This window comes from Streptomyces sp. NPDC046821, assembly GCF_040645335.1.
GTDB lineage: Bacteria > Actinomycetota > Actinomycetes > Streptomycetales > Streptomycetaceae > Streptomyces.
The window spans coordinates 394,705-415,752 of sequence record NZ_JBEYYB010000004.1 but is presented as its reverse complement, the minus strand read 5'-3'; the positions used below and the strand labels follow the sequence as shown (position 1 = coordinate 415,752).

Here is a 21,048-nt window from a genome sequence, read left to right as displayed (position 1 = left end):
CGCTACGTCAATTCTAGTAGCTGCCCTGCACCATGGCCCGCAGACTGGCGTGGTGCAGGATCAGTGTGTCGGGGTCGTCAGGAACGGCCACCTCTCCGAAGTACGCCTGCCGGTAGGCGACACGCAGCATCACGATGGCGTGGCGCAGGGCCGCGTACAGCGTGTGGAAGTCCATGTCGCGCGGGGTGTGGCCGGTGAGTTCGGCGTAGCGGCGCTCGATGTTCTCGCGGCGCAGGAAGCCGGGCAGGCCCGCCTGGCCGAAGCTCTCGGTCAGGTCCTGGAAGAAGCGGTGCAGAGACACGGTCCAGCCGAGGTCGACCTCGCGCGGGGCCAGTGACGCCATCTCCCAGTCGAGGACGGCGGCCGGTTCGAAGCCGTCGAAGATGATGTTCCCGATACGGGCGTCTCCCCAGTTGAGTACGGGTTCCCCCTCGTCGGCCGGCCAGAGTTCGGCGAGCCGGTCGAAGGCGCTCTCGATGAGCGGTGACGGCGCCAGACCGTCAACCACCCAGTCGTAGTAGGCCCGTTGGGCATCGACGTGGCGACGCAGGGCACTGCCGCTGCCGGGTGCGGCGAGGAACTGGGCCTCGGCGGCCGGGACTCCGTCATGCAGCCGGGCGAGAAGCCCTACGGTCGACTCCTCCACCCGCGCCCGCTCGCCGTCCGTCGCGGCGTGCAGCCAGTTGCCCTCGTACGTGTAAGGCATGACGTCCGGCGGTACGCGGCCGTCCACGCGCTCCATCACGAAGAACGGCGCGCCCAGCGGCCCCTCATCCTCCTCCAGCCACAGCAGTCGCGGCACCGGAAGCCCACCGCGCTCGGCGGCGAGCCGCATCGTGCGGTACTGCCGCGGCAAGTCGTAGACGGGGAAGATCGTGTACGCCGACGGGTCGGCGGCGAGCCTCAACGCGCAGGCGCGGACCGGGGGTTCGGGGTGTTCGATGTCGAAGAGCAGGGTCTCGCTGGACATGCCGTTGGACTCGGGGACGGTCACGTTGACCGCCTTCGCCCCGGGCAGCCGGGCGTCGAGCCATGAGGTGAGCCGGCGGGCCACCTCCTCGGGATCGCGGGTGCTGGTGCGCGGTCGGGGTGCTGTCGCCATCGCGGGCTCCTTTCAGCCGGATCAGTGGGCCACGGAGTCGAAACCGGTGAAGCCGCTCGGGTCGTGGCGGCCGAAGCTGCCGTGCTCGAAGATGCCGTGGCCGACCTGCCCGTCGAGGGTGAAGCGTGCCGCGTGGTCGATGACGCCGTAGGCCGCGAGCGGGTGCGCTGCCGGGTCGGAGAGGTCGTAGCTGCGGCGGTCGGTCCAGTCGCGGCCGCGCCACACCCCGTGCTGCCAGTCGTCCGCGGGCGGATAGCCGGCGCCGACGGCGAGGGGTGAGGAGGCGAGGATCTCGACGCCGAGTTCCAGCGGCTTGCGGGAGAGCGGGTCGGTGAGGTGGATGACGGCGCTCTCGGGGTGGCGGGTGCCGGGCAGGTAGGTGATGTCGGCCTGGGGCCAGCCGAGTTGGACGTCCGGGCGGCCGTCGCGTACGAGCGTCGCGTCGTTGAGGGTGCGGTAGCCGTCGGCATCCTCCTGGAGGAGCACCATCAGGAAGCGGTCGTCGAAGCGGACCGGTGACCAGATCCAGTGGAAGCCCTCGGTCCGGTGTTCCTCGGCGAGCCGCCCGCCCTCCTCGCCGGGGAGCGGGCGCACACCCCAGCTGCGGTCGCGCGTACCGGTCCAGCCGTCGACGGAGATCTCGCGCCCGCCGATGCGGAGCCGCCCGTCGCAGTGTCCGGCCTGCACGAACCGCTTGCCCTCCAGCGTGAGCCGGCCCCCGCGCCGCTGCGTGTGGTGGGGCTCCCAGAGCGCGGGGAAGTCGGCCGTCCAGTTGATCTCGTACGAGAGTCCGTCGGGGTCGTCCGGGTCGGCCTGGCAGCTGAGGACGAAGTCTTTGAGGGGGCGTTCGACGTGGATGCGGAGCGGTCCGACGGCGAGTTCCATGCGGGTGTCGTCGCTCAGGGCGTCGGAGGCGCGTACGGCGTGGAGGGTGTCGCCGACGCGCAGGGTCGCGTAGGCATCGATGACGCCCAGGTTCGGGTAGACGCCGAGGCCGAGGATGAGCAGGAACTCGCCGGTGGGGTCGACGAGGTGGAAGATGCACCGGTCGTAGGCGTTGCGGTCGCCGGTGGCGACCTGCTTCATGGACAGCGGGACCTGGTGGATCGGGTATTCGTCGAGTGCGACGGGGCGGTCGTCGGCCACGCGCTTCCTCCCTGGGCGTACGGCGGTTGGCGTCGCCCGGAGGGGTGCGGCCCCCGGCGGCGAGAGGAGTTGACGGTACGTCAGATCCGCTGCCGGGGGCCAGACGCGTGCGGGGAACCGGGTACGGCGATGGCCGGGGGTGTCCGATAATCCCCCCTAGAACTCACGCCCGGATGTCCGGGAGGGTGACCCCGTCGATGCCGACGCGTTGGCCTGGGCATGACTGTCACGCAGCCCGGCACCGGCCGTCGCCGCCGCATCCTGGTCCCCGTACCCGCGTCCGTCCCCGTACACGTGCCTGTCCCCGTCCCCGTTCCCGTACGTGCATCCGCAGAATCGGTTCCTCCGCCGCCTCCCCCGGAGCTTCCCGCGCATCTCCAGGACCCGCCGATCTACCGCGCGCTCGTCGGACACTGGGCGGACCGGGGCAGGACCGTGCCGGGGCGCCACGATCCGGAGTGGGCCCGGCTCGTGGCTCCCCCGGCCGCGACCGGCAGGTTCAGCGGCTTTCCGGACCGGCGAGGTGCCGGGCGATGACCATGCGCTGGATCTGATTGGTGCCCTCGACGATCTGGAGCACCTTGGCCTCGCGCATGTAGCGCTCGACCGGGAAGTCGGCCGTGTACCCGTACCCGCCGAGCACCTGGACCGCGTCCGTGGTCACCTTCATCGCCGTGTCCGTGCACATGAGCTTGGCCATGGCGGCCTGCTTGGAGAAGGGCCGGCCCGCGTCGCGCAGCCGCGCCGCCGTCAGATAGAGCGCGCGGCCCGCCTCTATCTGCGTGGCCATGTCGGCGAGCATGAAGCGCAGCCCCTGGAAGTCGGCGATGGGATGCCCGAACTGCTCGCGCCCCTTCGCGTACGCCACCGCCTCGTCCAGCGCCGCCTGCGCCACGCCGATCGCGCAGGCCGCGATGCCGAGGCGGCCCGAGTCCAGGGCGGACAGGGCGATCGCGAAGCCCTGCCCCTCGTCCCCGATGCGGTGCGCGTCGCTCACGCGCACCCCGTCGAAGTGAACCTGGGCGGTGGGCGAACCCTTCATGCCCATCTTCTTCTCGGGCGCCGCCGCGCTCAGCCCCTCGGCGTCACCCGGGACCAGGAACGCGGTGATGCCGCGCGCCCCCTCGCCGCCGCTGCGCGCCAGGACGGTGTAGAAGTCGGCGACACCGCCGTGCGTGATCCAGGCCTTCGTGCCGGTGATCACCCAGTCCCCGCCCGCGTCACGGACGGCCTTGGTGCGCAGGGAGGCGGCGTCGGACCCGGAGGACGGCTCGGACAGGCAGTACGCGCCGAGCAGGCCGCCGCCGAGCATCGCGGGCAGGTGCTCGGCCCGCTGCTCCTTGGTGCCGAAATTGGCCAGGGCGTGGCAGGCCAGGGAGTGGACGCTGACGCCGAGACCCACGGTGAGCCGCGCGGCGGCGAGCTCTTCCAGGACCTGGAGGTAGACCTCGTACGGCTGGTCGCCGCCGCCGAAGTCGGAGTCGTACGGGAGGCCGAGCAGTCCCGACTCGGACAGCAGGGAGAACGTCTCGCGCGGGAAGTGTCCCGCGTCCTCCTCCTCGGCGGCGCTCGGTGCGATCTCGCGCTGCACGATCTCACGTACGAGCGAGAACAGGTCCCGGGCCTCGTCCGTGGGCAGTTGACGGTCCACCGGCTGCGGGGCGCGGTCGGGCATGTCGACGCTCTCCTCCCTGTCGGGCGCTGGGGCGTTCGCGCGCGGGGTGGTGCGGCGTCGCCTGGAATCGAGCCGTCGCCGAGGACGTCCCTCCGGGTCTCGGAGGGTGCTGACCAGCGGCTGCGGCCCGTTGAGTATGCCCGTTCAACGGCGACCCGTCACCAGTTAACGACCGCTTACTCCAAGATACCGAAAAGAGGCCGTCCGGGCCGCCGGGAGCGTGGGAAGGCGATCAGCTCACATGAGGTCGGCCTGCGTGACGAACAGTCGTCCGGCAGTGGCCCCCCTGCTGACCTGACCACCATGCCGCCGGCGCCGGGGCCTGTGGGCGACAGCTTGGTCACCCGAATGTGAGCCCCGGCCCTGAGCGGCTGACCTGGACCCCTGACCCGGTACCCCAGCCCGACGGACCTCTAGCCGATCCGCTCGTACAGCACCCCAAAATCCTTAGCCCACGTCTCCCCGTCCTCCGAGCGCTCCCACGCGCCGGTCAGGGAGTCGCCGCTCGCGTCGAACCGGGCCCGGAAGCGCTGGTGGAACCCGGGGGCGGCGCGCCACATGCGCAGCTCGCCGTCGGTGAGGGAGAGGCCGTAGACGCGGGAGACGCCGCGCCCGTCGGCGTACAGCATCGTGAACCGGTCGGCCGTGTCGTCGTAGCCGGTGATCGTGACCGTGGGGAAGGGATGGTTCTCGCGCCAGGCCTCGGGCATGTCCAGGCCGGATCCGGGGTCGAGGTCGGTGCGCTGGACGAGGAAGCCGCCGTCGTCGGTCCATGTGTGGACGGAGCGGACGGGTCCGATCCGGCCGCCCGGCACGTACTCCAGGAGCGCGTACATGTGCCACTGCCCGACCAGCGGGTCGAGCCGGCGCAGGGCGGGGTGGTTGGTGTTGCTCTGCCGCATCGCTGTCTCCTCCCGGAGGGTCTCTCTCTCCTTCCTACGGCAGACCGGGCGCGGCGGCAGAACTCATCGCGGCAGTCCCGGCATGAGAGTGGCCCCTCCCGGACGTGCCGGAAGGGGCCACCGCGGGTTCGTCAGCGGATGCCGACCGCCTCAAGCGCGCGGCGCTGCTTCGGGGTCGGGTGGGCCGGGAAGTACAGGTAGCAGACGCCTCCGGTGCCGGAGACGACCTTGCCGGTGGCGTTGTACCGCTTGGTGCGGAGCCAGATCTTCTCCCACTCGGCCCGCTTGTAGACGCGGCGCACGGCCGGGTCGTTCGGCGACGCCGGGTCGTTGGCGATCACGTCGCCGTCCGCGGTGAAGCCGATGACCGTCATGAGGTGCCCGGAGGTTCCGTAACCGGCGCCCGTCAGCTCCTCCTTGAGGAACGACTGTGACGTTATGGCCGGGATCCCCGCCGCGATCAGCGTCTCCAGATCACCGAGCGAGCCGAGCCGCGTGACGACGCCCTGGAGGTCCTTGTACGTGGCGGCGTAGGCCGCGTTGAAGGGCCAGTTGCCGCAGCCCTCGTACTGGTAGTCGTACGTGAAGCGGGCCGCGTGGCAGACCTGCGGGTCGGCGTAGGCCGGGTCGACCCAGGCGAGGTCGGCCGCGGTGGGCTTCCGGCCCCAGTACTCGATGATCATCTGCGAGGAGGTGGGGCTGCACCAGGCCTCGCCGCCGTTGTCGTACTCGGGGTACTGGCCCGCGTGGATGTTCTGCGAGTAGCGCGGAACGGTGAGTTCCCGGGCGAGTCCGGGGGTGGAGGCCGGTACGGAGAAGCGGTCCGGGATGTCGGAGCCCATCGCGCCGAGCCGCCAGACGACGGGCGAGGCCTTCTGGCCCGGGGCTCGGTACAGGGTGAGCCGCAGCCGGTAGGAGACCAGGCGCAGGCCCGAGGCCGCGTCGTCGATGGAGAACGTGTCCGTCCAGATGCTGGACTTGTTGTCCGTCTGGCCGTCGACGGAGGTCCGCCGGATGTCCTGGTCGCCCGACGCCCAGCGGCCCATCACGTACCAGGGCGTGGCCGTGCCGTCGGTGTACATGCCCTGGAGTTCGACCTGGATCCAGGTGCCGGCCGGGGTGCGCGCGTTCCAGGAGGCGATGACCTCCGTTGCGGGCACCGACAGGCCGTGCTCCGGCGACGTCCAGCTGCCGTACTCCCAGCTGGCGGTCTTCCCGGTGTGCGGGTCCTTGTAGTCGGTCCGGCCCTCGGGGGTGGCGAGGGTGAGTCCGGGGCGCTCGCCGGCGACCGCGCGGGTGCCGGCCGCGGTTCCGGTGCGCCAGTCCGTGTACGTGGTCCAGGCGTGGTTGTCCACGAGGGGGGTGGCGGCGGCCTGAGCTTCGGGCGCCCCTCCGGAAGCCTGCGTTCCGGTGGCCGCGGCGGCGGGGACCGCCGTCGTGGCGAGGGCCGCCGCGCCGGCGGTGGCAGCGGCGGCGCCGAGCAGTGTCCTGCGGGACAGAGGTTCGGGTCGGGTCATGGACGGGGCTCCCCCAGTCGACGAGATATCCGTACGGGGCGGGTGCGCGTGCGCGACAGTGCGCCAACTATGGCCGCTACCCGCCGACTTCCACCAGCATTTGCGGCACCGACACGGCGACCAACATTGGTGTGCACCACTGGCATGACCTGCGGCGCCGCGCGCGAAACCGGTCGCGGACATCCCTTACCCTGTCGGGCGATGACCTTCCAGCACCTCCCGCTTCCCGAGCTCGCCGAGACGTTGCGCGCGCTGCCGCCCTCCTGCGGCCCGGTCCGGCTCGTCGGCGTCGACGGGCACGCGGGCTCCGGCAAGTCGACGTTCGCCGCGCTGCTCGCCGAGGCGCTCGGGGGCGCGCCCGTGCTGCGCCTCGACGACCTCGCCAGCCACACCGCCCTCTTCGACTGGACACAGCGGCTGCGGCGCCAGGTCATCGACCCGCTCTCGCGCGGCGACGTCGCCGCGTACGAGCCGTACGACTGGAACGTGCGGGAGTACGGGGCGCCGCGCGACCTGGAGCCCGCGCCCGTGGTCCTGATGGAAGGGGTGGGGGCGGGCCGGCGGGCTGTGCGGCCGTTCCTGGCGCGGCTGTTGTGGATGGACACGCCCCGGGAGGTGTCCTGGGGCCGGGGGCGTCTGCGGGACGGACCGGCGCAGAGCGACTTCTGGGACGGCTGGGTCCGCGCGGAGCACGAGCACTTCGCCGATGACCCGTCGAGGCCCTTCGCCGACACATTGGTGCGTCAGTGCCCGGAGGGCTACGAGATGTGCCAGATGCCTCCAGGGGCCCGGCCGTAGGCCTTTTCCATCACTCAGCGTGAGGGGTCGTCGGCAGTGCGCTGACCCCTCCGGCAGTGGTCCCGTCCAATGTCCGGGAGTGCCTCAACTCGGCTTGACCGAGGGGCCGTACAGGACTTACGTTCTCAATGTGCGGCGTTACGACGCCGCCCGCACACACGAAGCCCCCGGTTGTTCCCCCGTGATCGGGGGCTTCGTTCTGCCCTCTCGGGGGTGCGCTGAGCGGCGATTCGCTTACCCTCGGTCACCGTCCGCCTCCTCCCCCGTCCGCGCCGCCGTCCCGGATCAGGGTCCCCGGCGCCCTCGGCCGACGACTCCCGCGCAGGTACGATGCCTTTCGGTGCGGCCTACGGACGGCTCGCTGTCCGCACCGTGACAACTCCCGTCCACAGCACATCGGTTCAGCGACGGAGCCGACGGGCAGCGGCCCGGCGGCGCACCACGGGGGCACGGTTGTGGGGGACGTGATGGACTTCGGCACACAGGGCGCGCCCGGCCCGGCCGACCTCGCCTGGGTGCGGGGGGTGGACGCCTACACGATGGGCGCCTACCCGCAGGCCGAGGAGGAGTTCCGGGCCGCGGTCCGGATGGACCCCGGCATGGCCGACGGCTGGCTCGGGCTGCACGCCTTACGGGTCGACACGACGACGGCGCTGCTGCGGATGTTCCGGCACCGCGACCGGTTCGGGGAGCAGCGCACCCGGCACCGCCGCACCCTCAACTCCTGGTACTGGCTCGGCTGGTGGGTGCAGCCCGTCCTGGAGCGGCCGCGTGACCTGCTGCTCGCGCACGCGTCACACTGGCTCGACGGACGCCATGTCCCGGACCTGGACCAGGCGTTGGCGACGCTCCCGCGCGTGGACGCCGACCCGCAGGTACGGTTCCTGCACGCGTGCCGCGCCTACCTGGTCAAGGACTGGGAGCAGCTGGTCCGGCACACGGACCCGCTGATCGACGACGCCCTCCTCGGCATCGAGGCCGGCCTCTTCGGCGGGATGGCCCGGGTGCGCCTGGAGATGTACGGGCAGGCCGAGCCGCTGCTGTCCGCCGCACTGATGCGCTGCCGCAGCGAGCAGCCCCAGCGCAAGGAGCTGCGCTACTGGCTGGCCCGCGCGCACGAGGGCACCGGACGGTCCGCCGCCGCGCTCCCCCTGTACCGGGCGGTGCACCGGGTCGACCCCGCCTTCATGGACACCTCGGCCCGCCTCGCGGCCATCGCGGAAGGCGACGGTTACGGCGACTTCGGCGACGTCACCGACCTGACACCCCTCTCCTTGAGCGGGCTCGGCCAGGACGTCCTCGACGGTTCGGAGTCGGTGGACCCCTTGTACGAGGGCGACGGCCGGGATCTGAAGGTGAGCGAGCCCGATCTGCCGCCGCCCGGCGCGGTCTCCGCGGACACGGACGCGGTCCGCGAGAAGGCGACGGTGCCGGTCACGTCGAAGCTGCCGGCCGGGCCCGCCGACGCCGCGCTCCTGGAGGAAGCCCTCGCCGAGCTGGAGCGGATGGTCGGACTCGAACCCGTGAAGCGCCAGGTGAAGGCGCTGTCGGCGCAGCTCAACATGGCCCGCCTGCGCACCGGCGAGGGCCTGCCCGTGCAGCCGCCGAAACGGCACTTCGTCTTCTCGGGCCCCTCCGGCACCGGCAAGACCACCGTGGCCCGCATCCTGGGGCGCGTGTTCTACGCCCTCGGGCTGCTCGGCGGCGACCATCTCGTGGAGGCCCAGCGGGCCGACCTCGTCGGCGAGTACCTCGGCCAGACCGCCGTGAAGGCGAACGAGCTGATCGACTCGGCGATCGGCGGCGTCCTGTTCGTCGACGAGGCGTACGCCCTGTCGAACTCGGGCTACGGCAAGGGCGACGCGTACGGCGACGAAGCGCTTCAGGTCCTCCTCAAGCGCGCCGAGGACAACCGCAACCACCTCGTGGTGATCCTCGCGGGCTACCCCGAGGGCATGGACCGCCTCCTCGCGGCGAACCCCGGGCTGTCCTCGCGCTTCACGACGCGGGTCGACTTCCCCTCGTACCGGCCGCTCGAACTCACCGCGATCGGCGAGGTGCTCGCCGCGGAGAACGGGGACGTGTGGGACGAGGAGGCGCTGGACGAGCTGCGCTCGATCAGCGGCCACGTCGTCGACCAGGGCTGGATCGACGAACTCGGCAACGGCCGCTTCCTGCGCACCCTGTACGAGAAGTCGTGCGCCTACCGGGACCTGCGCCTCACGGGCTACCCGTCCACACCGACCCGAGACGACCTGGCGACCCTGCGACTGCCGGACCTGATGCAGGCGTACGGCGAGGTGCTGTCGGGGCGGGGGCCGCACGATCCTTCGGGGATGTGACGGGGGCCGGCGCCCGGCGGGCCGGAATGTGACGGCGTACGCAAAGAGGGCGAGCCGGAATGTGCCCGCACCCGCGAAGGGGACAGACCCGGAATGTGACGGCGTAGGCCAAAGGGGCGGGCCCACATCCGGACCCGCCCCTCCGACTCCTGCCTACGCGTCAGCCCGCCAGCGCCTGCTCCGGCGCAGCCTGGGCGCGCGGTTCCGCCACCTTCGTCGGGGCGACCGGAGCGTCCCGGTGCGCGGGGTCACGGACCTCGCCCACCAGCATCTCCAGTACGTCCTCCAGGGCGACGAGGCCGAGGACGCGGCCCGAGGCGTCGGCGACCTGCGCGAGGTGCGACGCGGCGCGGCGCATCACGGTCAGGGCGTCGTCCAGCGGGAGTTCGGCGCGCAGCGTCGTCATAGGCCGCCAGATCTGCTGCGGCACGGCGCGGGCGTGGTCGCCCGAGTCGATCAGGTCCAGGACGTCCTTCACGTGCAGATAGCCCATGAAGGCGCCGCTGCCCTCGGCGCAGACCGGGAAGCGGGAGAAGCCCGTACGGCCGGTGAGCGCGATGACCTGGTCCGGGGTGACCGACGGGCCGACCGTGATCAGGGACGCCCGGTCGAGGAGCACGTCGGTGACCCGGCGCGAACCCAGCTCCAGCGCGTCCTCCAGGCGTTCCTGTTCCTCGGGTTCGAGCAGGCCCGCCTGGCCCGAGTCCTCGACGAGACGGCCGAGCTGCACGCTCGTGAAGACGGCTTCGACCTCGTCCTTGGGCTCGACCCCGAACAGCTTGAGGACGACCCGGGCGCAGGCGCCGAGGGCGACGGTGACCGGGCGGAACAGCCGGGCGAAGGCGACGAGCCCCGGGCTGAACCAGAGCGCGGTCTTCTCGGGCGCCGCCATCGCGAGGTTCTTGGGAACCATCTCGCCGATGACGAGGTGCAGGAACACCACCACGGCGAGCGCGATCACGTAACCGAGGGGGTGGATCACGCCTTCGGGCAGGTGTATCGCCTGGAAGACGGGCTCGAGGAGGCGGGCGACCGTGGGTTCGGCGACGGCGCCGAGCGTCAAGGAGCAGATGGTGATGCCGAACTGGGCGGCCGCCATCATCTGCGGCAGGCGCTCCAGGCCGTACAGGACCTGGCGGGCGCGCTTGGTGTCCAGGGGCTCGATCTGGCTGCGGCGCACGGAGACGAGGGCGAACTCGGCGCCCACGAAGAAGCCGTTGGCCAGCACGAGCAGGAGGGCGAGGAACAGTTGGAGAGCGCTCATCGGGCGGCCTCCGCCGGCTGGGCGGCGTCGGCGGTGCGCACTATGCGGACGCGCTCGGCGCGGTAGTGGTCGACCTGGCGCACGGAGAGGCGCCAGCCCGGGAGTTCGGCGCGGTCGCCGGGGGCCGGAATCCGGCCGAGCAGATCGGCGACGAGACCGGCGACGGTCTCGTACGGGCCTTCCGGTACCTCGAGACCTATGCGGCGCAGAATGTCGACGCGGCAGCTGCCGTCGGCGTCCCACGCGGGCCGGCCGTCCTCGGACGGGGCTACCGCGAGTTCGGGCAGGTCGAGGCGGTCGTGCTCGTCGCGGACCTCGCCGACGAGCTCCTCGACGATGTCCTCCAGGGTGACGACCCCGGCCGTGCCGCCGTACTCGTCGACGACGACGGCTATGGGCTGTTCGCTGCGCAGCCGCTCCAGGAGGGGCTGCACGGGCAGCGTCTCCGGGACGAGCAGCGGGACCTTGGCGATCCGGCTCACGGGTGTGCGCAGCCGCTGCTCGGCGGGCACCGCGAGGGCGTCCTTGAGGTGGACCATGCCGACGATCTCGTCGATCCGCTCCCGGTAGACGGGGAAGCGGGAGAGGCCGGTGGCGCGGGTGAGGTTCACGACGTCTTCGGCGGTGGCCGAGGACTGGAGGGAGCTGACCTTCACGCGCGGGGTCATGACGTGCTGGGCCGTGAGCTCACCGAGGGACAGGGTGCGGACGAACAGGTCCGCCGTGTCCTGTTCCAGGGTGCCCGCCTGCGCGGAGTGCCGGGCGAGTGACACCAGTTCACCGGGGGTGCGGGCCGAGGCCAGCTCGTCGGCGGGCTCGACACCGAGCGCCCGTACGGCACGGTTGGCCACGGTGTTGAGCAGCGCGATCACGGGCCGGAAGAGGCGCGAGAAGACGTGCTGCGGGCCGGCGACGAACCGGGCGACCTGGAGCGGCTTGGACACCGCCCAGTTCTTCGGCACCAGCTCGCCGATCACCATCTGCACGGCCGAGGCCAGGAGCATTCCGATGACGACGGAGATGCCCCCGACGGCGCCTTCGGGCAGGCCGACGGCGGTCAGGGGTCCCGCGAACAGAGTCGCGAGCGCCGGTTCGGCGAGCATACCGACGACCAGCGAGGTGATGGTGATGCCCAACTGGGTGCCGGAGAGCTGGAAGGACAGCTCCTTGAGGGCGTTCACGACGGTACGGGCCCGTCGGTCGCCGTCGGCCGCTGCCTTCTCGGCGTCCGCGCGCTCCACGGTGACGAGGCCGAACTCGGCCGCCACGAAGAACCCGTTGGCCAGAATCAGCAGGAATGCCGCTCCCAGGAGCAGCAACGGGATGGTCATGCCGCCGCCTCCGCGCACACAACGCGCGAAGGGGTCGCGCTATGTCGGGAGGGGGCGGCGCAGGTACTGCAGGACGAATCGTCCATCGCCGGAGGGAGTCACTCCTCGGGTAGCAGGAAACCCCCGGGCCCTGGCGGGCCCGTAGTCGGGGGCGGGGCGGCGATGTGCGCGCGCCCCGCAACCAGATTAATCAAGACACGGGCAGAAGCGTCAGGGTGTGCGTCCCTGAGTCAGCCCTGAAGTTCCCCTGAGGCCGTGGACCGGGCCTCGGCGAGGGCGCGCAGGGCACGCGCGTCGGTGAGGGCGTGTTCCTTGGCGAGGCCAGGCTGGATGCCCATGACGGCGAGGCTGGTGCCGTCGCTGAGGTTGAGGAACACCCAGGGATCGCCGGGGCGCAGGGTGACCTGGACGATCTCCGCCCAGGCCAGGCGGCGGCTGCGGGCGATGTTCACCACGGTGACACCGGTGTCGTCGGCGTCGATCCGGGGCCGGGCGAGCAGCGCGAGCGCGCCGAACATGACGGCTCCGGTGAACACGAAGCTGAGGCATTCGCTCGTCTTCAGGCCCAGGACGAACGGGACGACCGAGACCGTCACGAACATCACGGCACCGAGCGTGAAGAGAATCGCCCGGGTGCGGGACGGCCGGAAAGTGACGGGCAGCGCGGGGAGTTCGGACATGTCGGACATGATGGCGGCCTCAGAGACGGCAGGCGTGGATGGCCGTGGTGAGGATGGCCCGCGCGCCCAGGTCGTACAGGTCGTCCATGATGCGCTGGGCGTCCTTGGCCGGGACCATCGCGCGGACGGCGACCCAGCCCTCGTTGTGCAGGGGCGACACGGTCGGCGACTCGAGGCCCGGGGTGAGGGCGACGGCCTTCTCCAGGTGCTCGGCGCGGCAGTCGTAGTCCATCATCACGTAGGTCCGGGCGACGAGGACGCCCTGGAGGCGGCGCAGGAACTGCTGGACCTTGGCGTCCTCGCCGTCGGCGCCGGCGCGCCGGATGACGACGGCCTCGGACTTCATGATCGGCTCGCCGAACACCTCGAGGCCCGCGTTGCGCAGCGAGGTGCCGGTCTCGACGACGTCCGCGATGACCTGGGCGACGCCCAGTTCGATGGCGGTCTCGACGGCGCCGTCGAGGTGGACGACGGAGGCGTCGACGCCGGCCTCGGCGAGGTGCTTGCCGACGATGCCCTCGTACGAGGTGGCGATCGTCTTGCCCGCGAGGCCGTCCAGGCCGGTGACGGTGCCCGGCTTGGCGGCGAAGCGGAACGTGGAGCGGGCGAACCCGAGCGGCAGGATGACCTCGGCATTGGCACCGGAGTCGACCAGCAGGTCCTGGCCGGTGATGCCGATGTCGAGCTTGCCCGCCGAGACGTAGATCGCGATGTCCTTGGGGCGGAGGTAGAAGAACTCCACCTCGTTGGCCGGGTCGACCAGGACGAGTTCCTTGGACTCCTTGCGCTGCTGGTATCCGGCCTCATGGAGCATCGCCGACGCAGGTCCGGACAGTGAACCCTTGTTGGGGACGGCGATGCGCAGCATGAGGTCGGATTCCTTTGCGTGAAAGAGTGCGGGGACTGGCAGGGCTGGGGGCGAGCCTCAGAGGTGGGCGTACACGTCGTCCAGGGAGATTCCCCGGGCGACCATCATCACCTGGACGTGGTAGAGCAGCTGCGAGATCTCCTCGGCAGCGGCCTCCTTGCCCTCGTGCTCGGCGGCCATCCAGACTTCGGCGGCCTCCTCGACGACCTTCTTGCCGATGGCATGGACGCCCTTGTCGACCAGTTCGGCGGTGCGGGACGTCGCGGGGTCGCCGGTCTTCGCCTTGAGCTGCAGCTCGGCGAAGAGCTCTTCGAAGGTTTTGTTCGCCATGATGGTCCTTAGCCTACGGGGTTGCGCCCGCCCACTCAGCGCCAGGGTTCGCTGACCGAGCGCAGTGTGGCGGCGGTGGCGACGGCCGCCGTGACGGCCTCGTGGCCCTTGTCCTCGTTCGAGCCCTCGATTCCGGCGCGGTCGAGGGCCTGCTCCTCGGTGTCACAGGTCAGGACGCCGAAGCCGACGGGCACACCGGTCTCGACGGTGACCTGGGTGAGGCCCAGGGTGACGCCCTGGCACACGTACTCGAAGTGCGGGGTGCCGCCGCGGATGACGACGCCGAGGGCGACGATCGCGTCGTAGCCGCGGCCCGCGAGGACCTTGGCGACGACGGGGAGCTCGAAGCTGCCCGGGACCCGCAGGACGGTCGGCTCGTCGATGCCGAGCTCGTGCAGGGCGCGCAGCGCGCCGTTCATGAGGCCGTCCATCACCTTCTCGTGCCACTGGGCCGCGACGACGGCGACGCGCAGGTCCCCGCAGTTGCGTACGGACAGTTCAGGTGCGCCCTTGCCACTCACGTTGCTCCTCGGTGCTGTTCTGTGCTTGTCGGGGTTGTACGGGCTACTGGTTGCCGCAGGTCGTGGGCGCCGGGGCGTCCAGCCAGGGCAGGTCGTGGCCCATCCGGTCGCGCTTGGTGCGCAGGTAGCGGAGGTTGTGCTCGCCCGCCTCGACGGGCATCGGCTCGCGGCCCACGACCTTGAGGCCGTGCCGGACGAGCGCGTCCGTCTTGTCGGGGTTGTTGGTCAGCAGGCGCACGCCGCGCACGCCCAGGTCCTCGAGGATCTGCGCGCCCGCCCCGTAGTCCCGCGAGTCGGCCGGCAGGCCCAGTTCCAGGTTGGCGTCCAGGGTGTCCCGGCCGCGCTCCTGGAGCTCGTAGGCGCGCAGCTTGGAGAGGAGGCCGATGCCGCGTCCCTCGTGGCCGCGGAGGTAGACGACGACGCCGCGCCCCTCTTCGGTGATGCGCCGCATCGCCTCTTCGAGCTGGGGGCCGCAGTCGCAGCGCAGCGAGTGGAAGACGTCGCCGGTGAGGCATTCGGAGTGGACCCGGACGAGGACGTCGTCGCCGTCGCCGATCTCGCCCTGGACGAGGGCGACGTGCTCCACGCCGTCGACCGTGGAGCGGTACCCGTAGGCCGTGAAGTCGCCGTAGGCGGTGGGCAGGTTGACCTCGGCCTCGCGGCGGACGGTCGGCTCGGCGGAGCGGCGGTAGGCGATCAGGTCCTCGATGGAGATGATCGTCAGTCCGTGCTTGCGGGCGAACGGGATCAGCTCGGGCAGGCGCAGCATCGTGCCGTCCTCGCCGGCGATCTCGACGATGGCGCCCGCGGGGCGCAGGCCTGCGAGCCGGGCGAGGTCGACGGCGGCCTCGGTGTGCCCGTTCCTGACGAGGACTCCGCCCTCCTTGGCGCGCAGCGGGAAGATGTGGCCGGGCCGGACGAAGTCGCCGGCCTGGGCGGTGCCGCCCGCGAGGAGCTGGAGCGTGGTGGCGCGGTCGGAGGCGGAGATGCCGGTGGTGACGCCGTGCGCGGGGCCCGCGTCGACGGAGACCGTGAAGGCCGTGCGCATCGACTCGGTGTTGTGCTCGACCATCTGCGGGAGCTCGAGCCGCTCCAGCTCGTCGCTCTCCATGGGCGCGCAGATGAGGCCGCGGCACTCGCTCATCATGAAGGCGACGATCTCGGGGGTCGCCTTCTCGGCGGCGACGACGAGGTCGCCCTCGTTCTCCCGGTCGACGTCGTCGACGACCACGACGGGCCGGCCGGCCGCTATGTCGCGGATGGCCTGCTCGACGGGGTCGAGGACGAGGTCCGAGGTGTCGTCCGCGTCGGCTGCGTGTGTGGTGCTGAACGCGTCGGGTGCCGTGGTCATGCCGGGGCTCCTTCGAGGACGGGCTGCGCGGCCGTGCGGGACCGGAGCCACCAGTCGCGCATCCCCCAGAGGACGAGCGCGCCGTAGATGACATAGACGAAACCGGAGAAGGCGAAGCCGTTGGTGAAGTTCAGCGGTACGCCCACCAGGTCGACGAGCAGCCAGGCGAACCAGAACTCGACCATGCCGCGCGCCTGGGCGTACATCGCGACGACCGTGCCGACGAAGATGTACGCGTCCGGCCAGGGGTCCCATGACAGGGCCGGCAGCACGGTGAACAGGCCGCCGACGGCGAGGGTGCCGAGGGCCGCGGCCGCGACGAGGTAGCCGCGCTCGCGCCAGGTGGCGAACCGGACGGCGAGGGAGCCGTCCTGGGCCTTCTCCTTGCCGCGGTTCCACTGCCACCAGCCCCACGCGGCGACCGCGATGACGACGAGCTGCTTGCCCGCGCTGCCCGAGAGGTGGGCGGTCGCGAAGGCCACGAGGAGGATGGCCCCGGAGGCGAGCTGCGCGGGCCAGGTCCAGATCGAGCGGCGCCAGCCGAGCGCGAGCGCGATCAGGCCGATGGTGTTCCCGATCATGTCGGACCAGACGATGTGCTGGCCGAAGAGCGTGAACGCCTGGGAGTTGAGCCAGTGCAGTCCGTTCACTTGGTGCCCCCCTGGGCGCCGAGCAGCCGCTCGACGTACTTGGCGATGACGTCGACCTCGAGGTTGACCGGGTCGCCGGGCTGCTTGTGGCCGAGCGTGGTCAGGGCGAGGGTGGTGGGAATGAGGCTGATGGTGAAGTAGTCGGGGCCGGCCTCGACGACGGTGAGGCTGACGCCGTCGACGGTGATGGAGCCCTTCTCGACGACGTAGCGCGCGAGGTCCGCGGGGAGGGAGACCTTGACGATCTCCCAGTTCTCGGACGGGGTGCGCTCGACGATCGTGCCCGTGCCGTCGACGTGGCCCTGCACGATGTGTCCGCCGAGGCGCGCGCCGACCGCGGTGGGGCGCTCCAGGTTGACCCGGGAGCCGACCGCGAGGGCGCCGAGGCTGGAGCGCTTGAGGGTCTCCGCCATGACGTCGGCGGTGAACTCGTCGCCCTCGTGCTCGACGACCGTGAGGCACACGCCGTTGACGGCGATGGAGTCGCCGTGCCGGGCCCCTTCGGTGACGACGGGACCACGCAGCCGGAAGCGGGAGGCGTCGCCGAGTTCCTCGACGGCGGTGATCTCGCCCAGCTCTTCGACGATTCCGGTGAACACGTCAGTGCTCCTTCGCTGCAGGGCCCACGGGGGCCACGACGCTAGATCCTGAAGCGGCGAAGGACACGTGCTTGTTCCCGGCACCCGGGAAGTGCACTGCGAAAGTGGGGGCCACCGGGTCCTCCTGCCTCTTCTGGGCACGGACTCCGGGGCACTGTCGTGATACGACGACAGAACGTACGGGTGAGCACACCGAGGACGACGCCGAATGAGAGACCTGTCCCTTGGACAGGCCGAAACAGACGGCAGCGTGCACGAATGCCCGCCCGCCGCGCACTGCCTCCCATCCGGACTTTAACCGTCGGTCCAGGAATTCCACCTGGTCAACCGGCCGCCGAGGCGACCGGGTCGCGGACTATAACCGCCGGTTCGGACTTTCACCGACCCCGGAGTGCGCTGCTTCTGGTACACCGCCAGTGTGCCACGTCGCCGCGCCGACCGAACGAGTGAGCCGCTGTGGGCTGAATCACAGGCGGTATGTGTGGAATTGCGCGGGGCTCCGCGAGGGCGGGATCAGGCGTTCATGGCTCGCGCCGGCGGTCGGCGGCGGCATGGGGAACCGGATCGGGAGGGGCGCCTCGGATGAGTGAAGTCGGTTACGGCACACGGGAGTTGAAGCGCGCCCGGCTGGCGGTCGCCGTCGTCTTCTGCGTTCATGGAGCGGTCACCGGATCCTTCGCGACCCGGGTGCCGTGGATCCAGGACCACGCCGGTGTCGGCGCGGGCCAGCTCGGGCTCGCGCTGGCGTTCCCCGCGCTCGGCGCCTCGGCGGCGATGCCTCTCGCGGGCCGGGTGAGCCACCGGTTCGGGGCGCGCACGGCGCTGCGCGGGCTGCTCGCTCTGTGGACGCTGGCCCTGATCCTGCCCTCGCTCGCGCCGAATCTGATCACCCTGTGCTGCGCGCTGTTCGCGTACGGCGCGTGCGCGGGGATGTCGGACGTGGCGATGAACGCGCTCGGGGTCGAGATCGAGAACCGCCTCGGCCGGTCCATCATGTCGGGCCTGCACGGCATGTGGAGCGTGGGCGCCCTGGTCGGCTCGGCGGCCGGCACGCTGGCGGCGCACCTGGGCTCCGACGCCCGTCTGCATCACGCGCTCGCCGCTCTGGTCCTCACGCTCGCGGGCCTCGTGGCCTGCGGTGGCGTGCTCGATCTGCGTCCGACGGAGGACGAGGAGCCGCCGCCGCGCTTCGCCCTGCCGCCGAGGTCGGCGCTCCTGATCGGCGCGGTCGGCTTCTGCGCGGTCTTCGCGGAGGGGGCGAGCCTGGACTGGTCGGCGGTCTATCTGCGGGACGTCCTTGATACGTCGGCGGGGCTCGCCGCCGCGTGCACGACCGCGTTCACGCTCACGATGGCGGTGGCGCGGCTCGTCGGGGACAGGGTCGTGGACCGGTTCGGTGCGGTGCGGACCGTGCGGGTCGGCGGGCTCGGCGCCGCGCTGGGCGGGCTGCTCGTGGTGGTGGCGCCGGACCCGGCCGTCGCGATCGGCGGCTTCGGTCTGATGGGGCTCGGCATCGCGGTCGTCGTACCGCTCGCCTTCGCGGCGGCGGGGCGCAGCGGGCCCAGTCCGAGCCAGGCCATCGCGGGCGTCGCCACGATCACGTACACGTCGGGGCTGGTCGCGCCGTCGGCGATCGGGGCGGTGGCCGATGCGACGAGTCTGGTGGTGTCGTTCGGTCTGGTGACGTTCCTGGCGTGCGGGCTCGTGGTGCTCGCGGGGGTGCTGCGCGCCGGGGAGCGTACGCGGACGGAGGCGGCCGGGGTCAGTCCTGCGGGCGCAGGAGCTCGCGGCCGAGAGTCCTGAACAGCTCGCTCCAGGGGGCCGGCCGATGGGTGGCCGGATCGACTCGGACAAGTACGCGAGTGCCGCGCGCGTAGGTCGTCATGCCGTCCACCGAGCAGAAGCGGAAGCCGTACGTCAGGCCGGTGGTGCCGAGCCGGTCGAGCCAGATGTGGACGGCGTACGCACCGTGCCGGTCGACGGGCGCGTCGTAGGTGATGCGCAGTTCCTTGACGACGTTGCAGAAGTCGCCCGCCGCCGCCCAGTCACCCTCGAAGACCAGCCCACGCTCGGCCCACAGCGCGGTCCAGGCCCGCTCGACCATGACCGGGTAGCGGGCGTTGTGGAGCAGGCCCAGGGCGTCGAGGTCGTCGAAGTGGACGGTGACGGGGACGAGCTGCCCATAGGACAGGGCGGGGCTGGCGGGGGCTTCGGCGGTCACGGTGGCGCTCCTGGGGCGGTACGTACGAGAGCCCCATCGTAGAACCTCGAACTAAGCAAACGCTCAGAAGGCCCGGGGTGCGGGTTTCACATGCACCCGCTTGATGCTTATGCCGCATTAACATGGCGTGCGGTCATTTCGAGCCAATGAAGCACCACCTGAAGCACCACCGAAGCGCCCGCAGAAGCTGAAGCACCGCAGAAGACTCAAGCACCACAGAAGGCAGAACTCCTATGGATCTCGGCGTGCGCTGGAAACTTCACGGCGACGGGCGCACTCCGGCTCCCGGCGCGGTCGTGCGCCCGGACGAACGCCTCAGCTGGCCCCGCACGTTCGGACTCGGCGCCCAGCACGTCGTGGCGATGTTCGGCGCGTCCTTCGTGGCACCCGTCCTCATGGGCCTCGACCCGAACCTCGCGATCATGATGTCCGGCGTCGCGACGGTGATCTTCCTGCTCTCCACCCGTGGCCGGGTACCCAGTTATCTCGGCTGCTCGCTCTCCTTCGTGGGTGTCGCCGCCGTGATCCGGGCGCAGGGCGGGACCAGCGCCACGGTGACCGGTGCGGTGTTCGTCGTCGGTGTCGCGCTGTTCCTCGTCGGGCTCGCGGTGCAGAAGTTCGGCGCGCGGATCATCCACGCCGTCATGCCGCCCATCGTCACCGGCGCGGTCGTCATGCTGATCGGCTTCAACCTCGCGCCCGTGACGGCATCGACGTACTGGCCGCAGGACCAGTGGACGGCGCTCCTGGTGATGCTGTTCACCGGTTTGGCCGTGGTGTGCCTGCGCGGTTTCTGGTCCCGTATCGCGATCTTCCTCGGGCTGCTCTTCGGTTACGGGATCTCCTGGCTCTTCGACCGGGTCTTCGGCCGGATCCACTCGGTGACCGGCGGCGGGCAGGCCACCGATCACTGGCGTCTCGACCTGTCCGGCGTCGGCAAGGCCGAGTGGGTCGGCCTGCCCTCGTTCCACGCCCCCTCGTTCCAGTGGTCGGCGATCCTCGTCGCGCTGCCCGTGGTCATCGCCCTGGTCGCCGAGAACGCCGGTCACGTCAAGGCCGTCGGCGAGATGACCGGCGACAACCTGGACGACAAGCTCGGCGTCGCGATCTCCGCCGACGGCGCCGCGTCCATGCTCTCCACCGCGGTCGGCGGCCCGCCCAACACCACGTACTCCGAGAACATCGGCGTGATGGCCGCGACCCGCGTCTACTCGACGGCCGCGTACTGGGCCGCCGCCTGCTTCGCCCTGCTCTTCGGCCTGTGCCCGAAGTTCGGCGCGATCGTGGCAGCGATCCCGGGCGGCGTGCTCGGCGGCATCACCGTCATCCTCTACGGCATGATCGGCCTGCTCGGCGCGCAGATCTGGATCAACTCCAAGGTCGACCTGCGCAATCCGCTGAACCTCGTCCCGGCCGCCGCGGGCATCATCATCGGCGTCGGCAACGTCTCGCTGAAGTTCAGCGAGAACTTCTCGCTGAGCGGCATCGCCCTCGGCACGATCGTCGTCATCACCGGCTACCACGCGCTCCGCGCCATGGCCCCCGCGCACCTCAAGACGCAGGAGCCACTTCTGGACGAGGGGACGTCGACTTATGACGAGCCGTCGCCGGGCGAGGGTGGTCGGTCCGCCGGGGCGTAGGTGTGGCCTGAGGAATTCTGGGGGCGTGGCCGGGCGAATCTTCGGGGGCGTGGCCCCGCGAACGTGCCCGCACACGCCCCCGTTCCCTCGTTCTGGGTAAGCCCTCGGCCA

The 21,048-nt window shown here is 71.2% G+C and carries 19 protein-coding genes and 1 riboswitch; of the genes, 4 read left to right on the top strand and 15 right to left on the bottom strand.

The window, feature by feature from the left end; all coding sequences use genetic code 11:
• Positions 1–13: 13 nt before the first annotated feature.
• The 5 genes from ABZ893_RS10660 to ABZ893_RS10640 all read right to left on the bottom strand — a co-directional run bounded on the left by ABZ893_RS10660 (position 14) and on the right by ABZ893_RS10640 (position 6,342).
• Complete coding sequence (locus tag ABZ893_RS10660) at positions 14–1,102, bottom strand: phosphotransferase family protein (RefSeq protein WP_361400014.1); 1,089 nt, start codon at positions 1,100–1,102, stop codon at positions 14–16.
• Between the two features lie 21 nt (positions 1,103–1,123).
• Positions 1,124–2,248, bottom strand: coding sequence for a hypothetical protein (locus ABZ893_RS10655; protein ID WP_361400011.1), 1,125 nt, complete (start codon positions 2,246–2,248; stop codon positions 1,124–1,126).
• Between the two features lie 499 nt (positions 2,249–2,747).
• The gene (locus tag ABZ893_RS10650; protein ID WP_361400008.1) at positions 2,748–3,923 is read right to left on the bottom strand and encodes an acyl-CoA dehydrogenase family protein; all 1,176 of its coding nucleotides are present in this window, start codon (positions 3,921–3,923) and stop codon (positions 2,748–2,750) included.
• Between the two features lie 413 nt (positions 3,924–4,336).
• The gene (locus tag ABZ893_RS10645) at positions 4,337–4,825 is read right to left on the bottom strand and encodes a hypothetical protein (RefSeq protein WP_361400005.1); all 489 of its coding nucleotides are present in this window, start codon (positions 4,823–4,825) and stop codon (positions 4,337–4,339) included.
• 131 nt (positions 4,826–4,956) lie between these two features.
• Positions 4,957–6,342, bottom strand: coding sequence for a peptidase C39 family protein (locus ABZ893_RS10640; RefSeq protein ID WP_361400002.1), 1,386 nt, complete (start codon positions 6,340–6,342; stop codon positions 4,957–4,959).
• A gap of 201 nt (positions 6,343–6,543) precedes the next feature.
• On the opposite strand from ABZ893_RS10640, the gene ABZ893_RS10635 reads away from it, so the two are divergent.
• Together ABZ893_RS10635 and ABZ893_RS10630 are read left to right on the top strand one after the other, a co-directional pair.
• On the top strand, positions 6,544–7,140 hold the full coding sequence (locus tag ABZ893_RS10635) for a hypothetical protein (protein ID WP_361400000.1): 597 nt from the start codon (positions 6,544–6,546) through the stop codon (positions 7,138–7,140).
• 467 nt (positions 7,141–7,607) lie between these two features.
• Complete coding sequence (locus ABZ893_RS10630; protein ID WP_361399997.1) at positions 7,608–9,482, top strand: AAA family ATPase; 1,875 nt, start codon at positions 7,608–7,610, stop codon at positions 9,480–9,482.
• A 160-nt stretch (positions 9,483–9,642) separates the two neighbouring features.
• Here the strand turns inward: ABZ893_RS10630 and ABZ893_RS10625 are convergent, their stop codons facing one another.
• The 9 genes from ABZ893_RS10625 to ABZ893_RS10585 form a co-directional block, all read right to left on the bottom strand.
• Complete coding sequence (locus tag ABZ893_RS10625) at positions 9,643–10,746, bottom strand: hemolysin family protein (protein WP_361399994.1); 1,104 nt, start codon at positions 10,744–10,746, stop codon at positions 9,643–9,645.
• The gene (locus ABZ893_RS10620) at positions 10,743–12,077 is read right to left on the bottom strand and encodes a hemolysin family protein (RefSeq protein WP_361399991.1); all 1,335 of its coding nucleotides are present in this window, start codon (positions 12,075–12,077) and stop codon (positions 10,743–10,745) included. Before ABZ893_RS10620 ends, ABZ893_RS10625 begins: the two co-directional genes overlap by 4 nt.
• Positions 12,078–12,307: 230 nt before the next feature.
• On the bottom strand, positions 12,308–12,757 hold the full coding sequence (locus ABZ893_RS10615) for a PH domain-containing protein (RefSeq protein ID WP_361399987.1): 450 nt from the start codon (positions 12,755–12,757) through the stop codon (positions 12,308–12,310).
• Between the two features lie 19 nt (positions 12,758–12,776).
• Positions 12,777–13,625 (bottom strand): ATP phosphoribosyltransferase, encoded by an 849-nt coding sequence (gene hisG, locus ABZ893_RS10610; RefSeq protein ID WP_361399983.1) that lies wholly within the window; start codon positions 13,623–13,625, stop codon positions 12,777–12,779.
• A 57-nt stretch (positions 13,626–13,682) separates the two neighbouring features.
• Entirely contained in the window at positions 13,683–13,955 is a 273-nt protein-coding gene (locus ABZ893_RS10605) for a phosphoribosyl-ATP diphosphatase (RefSeq protein ID WP_361399980.1), read from the bottom strand.
• 35 nt (positions 13,956–13,990) lie between these two features.
• Positions 13,991–14,476 carry a 6,7-dimethyl-8-ribityllumazine synthase gene (gene ribH / locus ABZ893_RS10600; protein ID WP_361399977.1) on the bottom strand — a complete coding sequence of 162 codons (486 nt, stop codon included), beginning with the start codon at positions 14,474–14,476 and terminating at the stop codon, positions 13,991–13,993.
• 43 nt (positions 14,477–14,519) lie between these two features.
• Positions 14,520–15,827, bottom strand: coding sequence for a bifunctional 3,4-dihydroxy-2-butanone-4-phosphate synthase/GTP cyclohydrolase II (locus ABZ893_RS10595; protein ID WP_361399974.1), 1,308 nt, complete (start codon positions 15,825–15,827; stop codon positions 14,520–14,522).
• Positions 15,824–16,468 (bottom strand): nicotinamide mononucleotide transporter family protein, encoded by a 645-nt coding sequence (locus tag ABZ893_RS10590; RefSeq protein ID WP_361400214.1) that lies wholly within the window; start codon positions 16,466–16,468, stop codon positions 15,824–15,826. Before ABZ893_RS10590 ends, ABZ893_RS10595 begins: the two co-directional genes overlap by 4 nt.
• 5 nt (positions 16,469–16,473) lie before the next feature.
• The gene (locus ABZ893_RS10585; RefSeq protein ID WP_361399971.1) at positions 16,474–17,076 is read right to left on the bottom strand and encodes a riboflavin synthase; all 603 of its coding nucleotides are present in this window, start codon (positions 17,074–17,076) and stop codon (positions 16,474–16,476) included.
• Between the two features lie 269 nt (positions 17,077–17,345).
• Positions 17,346–17,475, bottom strand: a riboswitch (FMN riboswitch).
• 183 nt (positions 17,476–17,658) lie between these two features.
• Here ABZ893_RS10585 and ABZ893_RS10580 point away from each other — a divergent pair.
• Positions 17,659–18,879, top strand: a complete 1,221-nt coding sequence (locus tag ABZ893_RS10580) for an MFS transporter (RefSeq protein ID WP_361399969.1) — start codon at positions 17,659–17,661, stop codon at positions 18,877–18,879.
• Here ABZ893_RS10580 and ABZ893_RS10575 read toward each other — a convergent pair.
• On the bottom strand, positions 18,839–19,297 hold the full coding sequence (locus ABZ893_RS10575; protein ID WP_361399966.1) for a thioesterase family protein: 459 nt from the start codon (positions 19,295–19,297) through the stop codon (positions 18,839–18,841). The two genes, ABZ893_RS10580 and ABZ893_RS10575, sit on opposite strands and share 41 nt — an antisense overlap.
• A 233-nt stretch (positions 19,298–19,530) precedes the next feature.
• Between ABZ893_RS10575 and ABZ893_RS10570 the strand changes: the two genes are divergently transcribed.
• Positions 19,531–20,937 (top strand): solute carrier family 23 protein, encoded by a 1,407-nt coding sequence (locus ABZ893_RS10570; protein ID WP_361399963.1) that lies wholly within the window; start codon positions 19,531–19,533, stop codon positions 20,935–20,937.
• Positions 20,938–21,048: the final 111 nt, after the last annotated feature.